Origin of the sequence: Blautia acetigignens (genome assembly GCF_025566865.1) — a bacterium.
Classification (GTDB): Bacteria; Bacillota; Clostridia; order Lachnospirales; family Lachnospiraceae; genus Blautia_A; species Blautia_A acetigignens.
Genome location: NZ_JAOQJM010000034.1, coordinates 1 through 8,710 on the forward strand (window position 1 = coordinate 1; position 8,710 = coordinate 8,710).

At 42.8% G+C, this 8,710-nt stretch carries 5 protein-coding genes; all 5 read right to left on the reverse strand.

What is annotated here, in order from left to right; translation table 11 throughout:
• Nucleotides 1-162: 162 nt before the first annotated feature.
• A complete protein-coding gene (locus tag OCV70_RS18620) occupies nucleotides 163-1,590 on the reverse strand; it encodes a four-carbon acid sugar kinase family protein (protein ID WP_186900765.1) in 1,428 nt (475 codons plus the stop codon).
• A gap of 67 nt (nucleotides 1,591-1,657) precedes the next feature.
• On the reverse strand, nucleotides 1,658-3,619 hold the full coding sequence (locus OCV70_RS18625) for a glycoside hydrolase family 127 protein (protein WP_262579988.1): 1,962 nt from the start codon (nucleotides 3,617-3,619) through the stop codon (nucleotides 1,658-1,660).
• A gap of 47 nt (nucleotides 3,620-3,666) precedes the next feature.
• Nucleotides 3,667-4,332: an aspartate/glutamate racemase family protein gene (locus OCV70_RS18630; protein ID WP_117849481.1), complete on the reverse strand. Its 666-nt coding sequence runs from the start codon at nucleotides 4,330-4,332 to the stop codon at nucleotides 3,667-3,669.
• Between the two features lie 200 nt (nucleotides 4,333-4,532).
• Nucleotides 4,533-6,587: a beta-galactosidase gene (locus OCV70_RS18635; RefSeq protein ID WP_021925075.1), complete on the reverse strand. Its 2,055-nt coding sequence runs from the start codon at nucleotides 6,585-6,587 to the stop codon at nucleotides 4,533-4,535.
• A 27-nt stretch (nucleotides 6,588-6,614) separates the two neighbouring features.
• The gene (locus tag OCV70_RS18640) at nucleotides 6,615-8,630 is read right to left on the reverse strand and encodes a beta-galactosidase (RefSeq protein ID WP_148461469.1); all 2,016 of its coding nucleotides are present in this window, start codon (nucleotides 8,628-8,630) and stop codon (nucleotides 6,615-6,617) included.
• Nucleotides 8,631-8,710 lie beyond the last annotated feature (80 nt).

The window sequence follows — 8,710 nt, forward strand, 5'->3', positions numbered from 1 at the left end:
ATAACGCTTCAAAAAGTTGCCTAATTAAGACAGCTTATTAAAGTATGCCCATTTATGGCTGTCCTCTACTTTCTTTCACACTATTGCCTCCCATTTAGCATCTCCCCCTCACCCACCGCTTAGTATTCCGCGCACTTGAAGCGGGGGAATGCTTATCTACGTTCAAATTAATTCTTCCACGATTTCCTTCAGAGTACTTACCTCTCCTACATTGCCTGGGAAAATAATATAAGGCATTCCGGGGAATTTACTCTCTTCTCCGGTCATCCAAACCGGAATTCCCTTCTTCACCTGACCCATAACCCGGGCTTTCTTTACATGAAGTGCCTTGGTTCCCACATCTGAGGATGTGATTCCGCCTTTTGCTATAATAAATTTCGGTTTCACCTGAAGCTTGCCGATAATACTTGTCACAGCATTGGAAATTTTTACGGAAATCTGCAGTTTCTCCTCCGGAGTCATGTTCTCCGGTGCAAGAAGCTGTCTGCTTGTATAAATTACAACGGTTCTGCCTGAAAGGATTTTTTCCTCTGCTGCCTTCACCGTTCTCTCTACCTCTTTCTCCAGACCATTTTCTTCGAAAACGGTGTTTACCTGGAATTCCATAAAATCGACCTGTCCGTCCAGTTCCTTCAGACAGTTCAGCTGGTCTGTAGTCTTCTTCACGTGGGAACCGATCAGAACGATTCCACCGTTTTTGGTCGCACCCTCCAGCTGTGCTTTTCCAAGAAGAGGCTGGTCCAGAATGCGTCCCATTACCTTGGTAAAAGCTGCTGCTGTTCTTGCCATATAATGTTTTCCCTCTTTCATAGCAAGCACCAGTGCTGTACAAAAAACCTTCAGATCTGCGTAGGAAACTGCATTCACAATAATCTTCGCCATGTCTTTCGCAGATATAAGCTTTGCTTTGATCCCCTGTATATCCAACGCATTCAGCTCTTCCAGAGAAATTGTGATGCAGTCTTCTTTTTTATATTTTCCGGCTGTTTTTTCCTCAACATATTCCGTAAGGTCGGAGGATTTGTAGCCGAAGGTCTTGTCTTTTGCAAACTCTGTCATTCCGGCAGGAACCAGATTGTCCTGTTCTTTTACATAATGGATGTTATCCATTGTATAGCGTCCGCCCTCTGGGAAAAACGGGCAGATAATCTCCCCATCAACAACAGCGCCCTCATTTTTTGTCAGACCGTCTGCCAGAAGCTGTGTTTCCAGCGGATAGTGACCTCTTAAAGTAGAATCTCCACGGGAAATAATCATAAAATCCTGTCCCAGTTCTCTGGCAACCTTTGCCACTCTTGCGGCAATATCCAGATGAACTCTTGTAGTTTCCTCTACAGAAAAGCTCCGTGAATTGGTGAGGATAAAAAACATGTTTTCTTTTTCCTCAAATCCCTTGCGAATGGATTCTTCTTCCCAGTCAGTATAAACAGACACATCATGAACGGTCTGAACTCCAGTCGGATCATCATCCAGTACTACTAATTTTTTATGAAAACCTTCCATTGCCTTGGAAAGAAGTGCTTCTGCTTTGTCGGCATCTGTTTTGTCTCTTTCCGCAGCAGTCTGGAAAGGAATTACTTTGCATTCCATAGCTTCTATAACTCTCCATTCTGTTGGTGTCTTATTGCCCAGTCAATTACGGGCACAGTACCCATTTTTATACGGTATATGCGATTGGAAACCAGATTCTCATCTCACCGTAATCACGGTTATCCCATGCATAATATGGAATCAGACGTACATGCTTTTTGCTCATACCATGGTATTTCAGCGGCTGATACAGAGCATTTCTGTCAAACTCAGAACGGTCAATGGTATATTCCTCAGTCTCGAGGGCTGTCATTTTTCTTCCCTCGATTTCAAATTCAACAGGAACAAACTCTGCATTCAGATCCAGATAAATGTCATCCAGAGTCGATGCATGGGTATCTACACTCTCGCAGCAATATACCAATGGTCCTCTCTCAATTGCAGCCTGTCCCACAGTTTCTTCAACCATGTTATTAGCTACTGTATAGCGGATCTTCATATCCAGATTCAGCTGTACATCCATATTCTGTAAATCCTCTACGAGAATATCCAGATAAGTGCCTGCATCTGCTGCTGTCAGCTCGCGGTCTGTGCCAGCGCCCTTGATGTGACCACAAGCTGCCCATCCCGGAACACGCAGTCTTAAGTGAACAGGAGCATTTACCTTCACATTCTTTGCTGTGAAGCGGATTGCTCCATCGAACGGATAATCAGTGGACTGTACCAATGTGAATTCTCCGCCATTTTCCAGCTTCACCTGTGCTTCACTAGCACCGTACATACCGGTCCATACGCTGTTATCAGATGTAAGATATGCATATTCGCTGGACTGGGCGATGGTTCTTGCCAGGTTTGGAGGACAGCAGTAGCTGAGAATATATTCGCTTCTTGTAAGAGGCCAGATCAGCTTATAGTCAAGCTTCCTGGCACGTCTTAACATATTTTCATAGAAAAATCTTTTTCCGTCCAGGCTCAGTGCAGCCAGGTTGGTATTCAGCATCATTCGTTCCAGAATATCAAAGTACTCTGCCTTTGGCTCCAGCTGGAACATGCGGTATGCCCAGAAAACGCCGCCAAGAGATGCACAGGTTTCATTGTATGCAGTAATATTCGGAAGCTGGTACTCATAGCCATATGCTTGATGAACAAGCTGATGATCAAAAAAGTATCCATACGGAGAGGCACCATTATACAAGGCTCCACATCCGCCGGTAATATAAAGCTTTTTATCCACAAGGCTTCTCCATACTTTGTGGAGAACATTGATATAGTCCGGATCTTCCTCTTCCAGGCAAAGATCTGCTACACCTGCATAGAGATAATTGGCACGAACTGCATGTCCAAGAATTTTCTCATGCTGCTTCAGCGGAATCTTATCCTGGTTGTCATCCAAACCGTTCTTTACGCTGTCACGAAGCGCAATCGCCTGCTTTGCAAGCTTCAGATAACGCGCTTCGCCAGTAGTACGGTACATTTCCACAAGTCCCATATAGTGGGAAGGGCAGACTGCAGTCTGTACTTCTCCTGTGCGCTCTGCCTCTTCATACAAGTGTTCCAGATAATCTGCCGTTCTGGCTGCAATTGCAAGAAAGCTGTCCTTACCTGTAATTCTTTTATGTACACAGGCCGCTGTAAACATATGTCCGAAGTTGTATACCTCGAAATCGTTAATATCTCCCATTCTGGAAACGCCGTTTCCGCTTCTCTCTCCAATGATCTGCTTGGTGGAAAGATAGCCGTCCGGCTGCTGTGCTCTTCCGATGAGATCAATATATTTTTCAATCTCATCCTTCAGAAGCTGGTTGTCTGTCTGATAAGCCGTATAAATGGCAGATTCCATCCATTTATAAAAGTCTCCGTCTCCGAAAACAGTTCCGTCAAAGTCTCCCTGCGCATCTCCTGCGCAGATTTTAAAGTTCTCCACTACATGGCTGATATCCTTGCTGTCAAACATATGCTTCAGCTGAGGCACAGTACTGTTCGCGCAGGTATCAAAGCGTTCCTTCCAAAGACCGCCTGTCCATTTTACTTTCATCCCATCCAGCGCATGAACCTTCGCGTAAGGGGATCTGGTTGTATCTGTCAGCATGGTTGTTCTCCTTTAATTGTGCAGTTTTGTTCTCTATATGATTAATCTTATAATCCTTTAGCCTTCAATGCAGCTGCAAGTGCCTGTGCGCCAAAACGTGGGCTGGAAAGTACAGGTTTGCCAATTTTCTCATGAATTGCATCTTCTGCATATGCCATAGATCCCTGAGCCAAAAGAATCACATCTACCTGATCTGCGATTTCTTCTGCCTTTGCACAAAGAAGAGCTTTAAATTTATCCTGGTCTGCGCCGAATGCATCTACAAGTCCATCAACCAGTTCTACATGGCTGTTCATTTCTCTTGCAACACGGGAGACTGTATTCTTGGTAGGCTCCAGGGTAGTAGGAAGAGTTGCAAGTACGCCTACTCTCTTGCCAAGGCGAGCTGCTTCACGGCACATTTCCTCATCAATACGAACAATCGGGATGCCTGTGTAGCGTCCAATATTCTGTGCGGCATCTGCAACTTCTCCAACAGAAGAGCAGCAGTTTAAAATTGCATCTGCCCCGTCAGAAACAGCCTGCATGTACATTCCCACAAGGCGAGCTGCTGCACCTGCAGTTACATAACCATGCTCTCTTACCTCTGCAAGAATAGACGGATCCTGATAGTTGAGAATTTCCGGGGTATCTCCAAGATTTTTTCTGATTTCTTCGTTTACACACTCAATAAGTTCTGGTGTTGTGCTAGTATAAACAATTCCTAATTTCATTTCAAATGTCTCCTTCTTTTTCTGTTTTAACAGTCTTCAAACCCTTCCGATTTTTGAATTTTCTATTTTCACTTGTGAATTATACCCATTAAAGCCTATAAATTCATACCATCTTTTTTGTAATCTATACAAAAATTTTACGATTACAAAGCAGTCATCGTCAAGTCCAATTTCTTTATTTAGTGTCACATTTATTATTGTTATGACTGTTTACAAATCACCGCCACATCATAAGCAGCTAGCGATAATGTTTCGTTAATATCTTCTCCTGTGAGCAAATTCCTACCTGTTACATTCTTTATCAGCGATTTTTCTTTGCCATGATTCAGATAGAATTCATAGGTAGTGTCTTCTCCCTGACGTTGATGGTATTCCACTTCTCCCGGAAGATCCTTAACTGCAATTCCGGCATCAGCAAGCATTGTTTCAAACAGACTTCCCATTTCTTCAGGCGCAACTCTTGCTGCTATGTAATAGGCACGACCATTTTCTCCGGTATGAGTATCGCTTTCCCATTCTTTTACAGTTAATGCGGCACTTCCCTCATAGAAATCAGTTCCATAGGAAGCCAGGATCTGTGCATCCTGAACCCGTAAGATTTCTGCGTAATCATATACAGTCCATTTTTTTCCATCAGGAAAACACAAGCTGTTTCTATCGGAGGGGTATAAGGTATCAATTTCCTCACTAATTACTCCGAACAAATCTGCCAGTCCGTCTCCCGGAAAACCGCCAAGATAACACAAGGTATCTTTATCCACATATCCGGTAAAATAAGTGGCTAAAAGCTGGCCGCCGTTTTTCACAAATTTCTGCAAGTTTTCTGCGGTTCCCGGCTGAAGAAGATAAAGCATAGGCGCTACGACTACTTTATAATCACTAAGATCATCATTGGAACCAACCACATCCATTTCTACTCCAAGCTTCTGAAATTCTTTCCAGATTCCAATGCAGGTTTTTTCATAGTTTTTTGTGTTTTCACTTAATGCTTTTACATCCTGGATTGCCCAACGGTTGTCCCAGTCAAATAACAGAGCTGTTTTTGCTTTTACCAGTGTTCCTGCTGCAGGGGCAATTTTTTTGAGCAAAGCACCAACCTCTGCCACCTCCCTGAAAATTCTGGTATCATCCTTTCCAAGGTGATCTACAACAGCTCCATGATACTGCTCAAAGGAGCCGCGGCCTTTTCTCCACTGAAAATACTGAGCAGTATCGGAACCACAGGCAATTGCCTGCATACACGCAAGCTTGTGAACGCCAGGTCTTTTTACTTTATTATACGGATGCCAGTTTACCAGCCCAGGTGCACTTTCCATCAGCATAAAGGGCTTGTCCTTTTTCAACCCGCGCATCACTGCGTGATGAAACCCATTTTCTGTCATGGTTTCATACAAGCTTTCATAATCATTGTTGTATTGTGGATAGCTGTCCCAGGAGATCACATCCAGAAACGGTGCCATTTTTCGGTAATCAAGACCATTGTAAAGCATCATAAAATTTGCTGTCACAGGGATATCCGGGGTAATCTCTTTGAGTACTTGAATTTCAGAATTCATAAAATCATTCATATTCCAGGTAGTAAATCGTTTCCACTCCAGGTTCAGCCCCATAATACTGCCTTCACCATTTGCAAATGGCGGCTCAATCTGATCAAAATCATTGTAACGATGACTCCAGAAGGTTGTCCACCATGCCTGATTTAATTTGTCGATTTCATGATCAAACTGCTCGCTCAGGTACTTCTGAAAACGCTCTACGCACAGAGGACAATAGCACTCTCCGCCTAACTCATTGGAAACATGCCACATAATAAGACCAGGATGCTGTCCGAATTTTTCAGCCAGCAGTTTGTCCATAAGTGCTGTTTTTTTGCGATATTCCGGTGAGGACATGCAGTGATTGTGACGCACCCCATGATGATTTCGCTGGCCGTTTTTTCCAACTCGCATTGCTTCCGGATACTTTTTATCCAACCATGCTGGTCTTGCGCCGGATGGTGTGGCAAGGATCGTATAAATGCCGTTTTCATATAAACTGTCCATAATTTTTTTCAGCCACTCGAAGTGAAATTCGCCTTCCCTAGGCTCATATACGGACCAGGAAAAAACGCCAAGTGTAACACAGTTCACACCTGCTTTTTTCATCATTCTGATATCTTCTTCCAGAATGTCAGGACGATCCAGCCACTGTTCCGGATTATAGTCTCCACCATGGACGAAACCATTTAACTTGGGAAATAAAATATTCTTTTCCATTTCAACACTTCTCCATTTTCTTCCAAATTATTCCTCAACTATGGTTACAAATACGTCTCCTGGCTGAATCGTATTCTTCCCGGTAAATTTCCGCTCATCAATAAGGCTTTTCAGTTTATCTGTTCCAAAATCAACTTCTGCCTCTTTACTGTTATGATTAATCACAAAAACAATTCTACCTTTATCGGATTTTCTGACTGTCAGCTCCACACCTTCATCTGCGGAATATACGCTTTCGATATTGCAGTCTTTACAAATTTTTTCCATCAGTTCTTCCAGAAATTTCTGTTCTGGCTGAGTTCCAATATAGTAAGCTTTTCCTTTTCCGAAAGTATTGCAGGTCACGCATGGAATTCCTGCATAAAAGTCATCTTCATAGGTTGCAAGAACTTCCGCACCACCTTCTGGATGAATAATATCACACAAAAAGTCACAGGAATATTCTTCTCTTGAAACCATATCCGCCTTTTCGATTTTCATATGATTCTGTTCATACGGGCGAAGAGCGTCCGTTTCTTCTACCCAGATTCCAAGCATGTCCTTTAATTTTCCTGGATAAGCACCGAATACGCAACGGTCATTTTCATCTGCAAGTCCAGACATAACTGTAGTAACCAGAGTTCCGCCATTTTTCACATATGCATTTAACTTTTCGCCAATATTATTTTTTTCCATATAAATCATAGGTGCTATAACGAGATCATATTTCTCCAGCTCTGCCTCAAATGGCAGAAAATCTACTCCGATATTCTGTCGATACAGGGTTTCATAATAAAGAGAAACTGTTTTTAGATAATCCATATCCTTAGACGGACCGCTGGAAAGTTCCAATGCCCACCAGTTGTTCCAGTCAAAAAGGATTCCTACCCTTGCAGGTGTCCTTCCATTCAAAAAAGTATCTCCTATATGCGCTAGCTCAGCTCCCAATACACTTGATTCCCTGAAAACTCTTGTATCCTCTCTTCCTGAATGGCTAATAATTGCCCCGTGGAATTTTTCCTGTCCGGCAACAGACTGTCTCATCTGGAAAAACAGGCAGGTATCTGCTCCATGCGCCATTGCCTGATAGGATAATCTTCTCACTTCACCAGGACGTTTTAGCAGATTATAAGGCTGCCAGTTCTGCTGATTTGGAGACTGCTCTGTTAGAACAAAAGACTGGCCTCCTTTTAAGCCTCGCATAATATCATGCTTCATTGCCACGAAATACGCCGGATCATCTGGCCACGGATAGTTATCCCATCCTACTATGTCCAATTTCTTAGTCATGGTAAATTGATCTAATTTCTTGATAAAACCAGACATATTTGTCTGAATAGGAATCTCCGGATTATATTTTTTCAGAATATCATATTCATTCTGGAAACATTCCGCTGTTGAATCTGTTACAAAGCGCATATAGTCTAACTGAATTGCCGGATTAAACCGATAATCATCATTTAATTCTGTAGGTAGTGTTACTTCTTCAAAGCTACTGACAATTCTTCCCCAGAACGTGGTGTGCCATCTTTTATTCAGTTCATCCACTGTTCCATAACGTTTTCTTAACCATACACGAAACTTTGCCTGACAGGTCGGACAGTAACAATAGGTTCCATATTCATTGGAAACATGCCACATCGCAAGTGCTGGATGATGGGCGTAACGCATAGCCATTTGCTCTGCAATTGCAGCTGCTCTTTCTCGATATTTCAAGCTGTTTACGCAGAAGAACACGCGCATTCCATGAGTTCTTTTTCTTCCTGCAATATCAACAGGAAGTACTTCTGGATATCTGGTGGACAGCCAGGCCGGTTGTGCAGTAGTTGGAGTAGCAAGGCATACATGAATACCGTTTTCCCAAATTTTATCAATGATTCGGTCCAACCATTCGAAATTATAAACACCCTCGTCTGGCTCAAGCTTTGCCCATGAAAAAACTGGAAGAGTTAATAAATTAATTCCAGCTTTTTTAAACAAGCGCATATCCTCATCTATTGTCTGATCATCCCACTGGTCAGGATTATAATCTCCGCCATAATATATTCTGTCTGCTTTCTTCATCTTAATCTCCATTCCGCCGCCTTCGGCTGGCGGCACAAATAGTAATGAAAGTGTTTCAACTCTCTACATTGTGCTGTAAA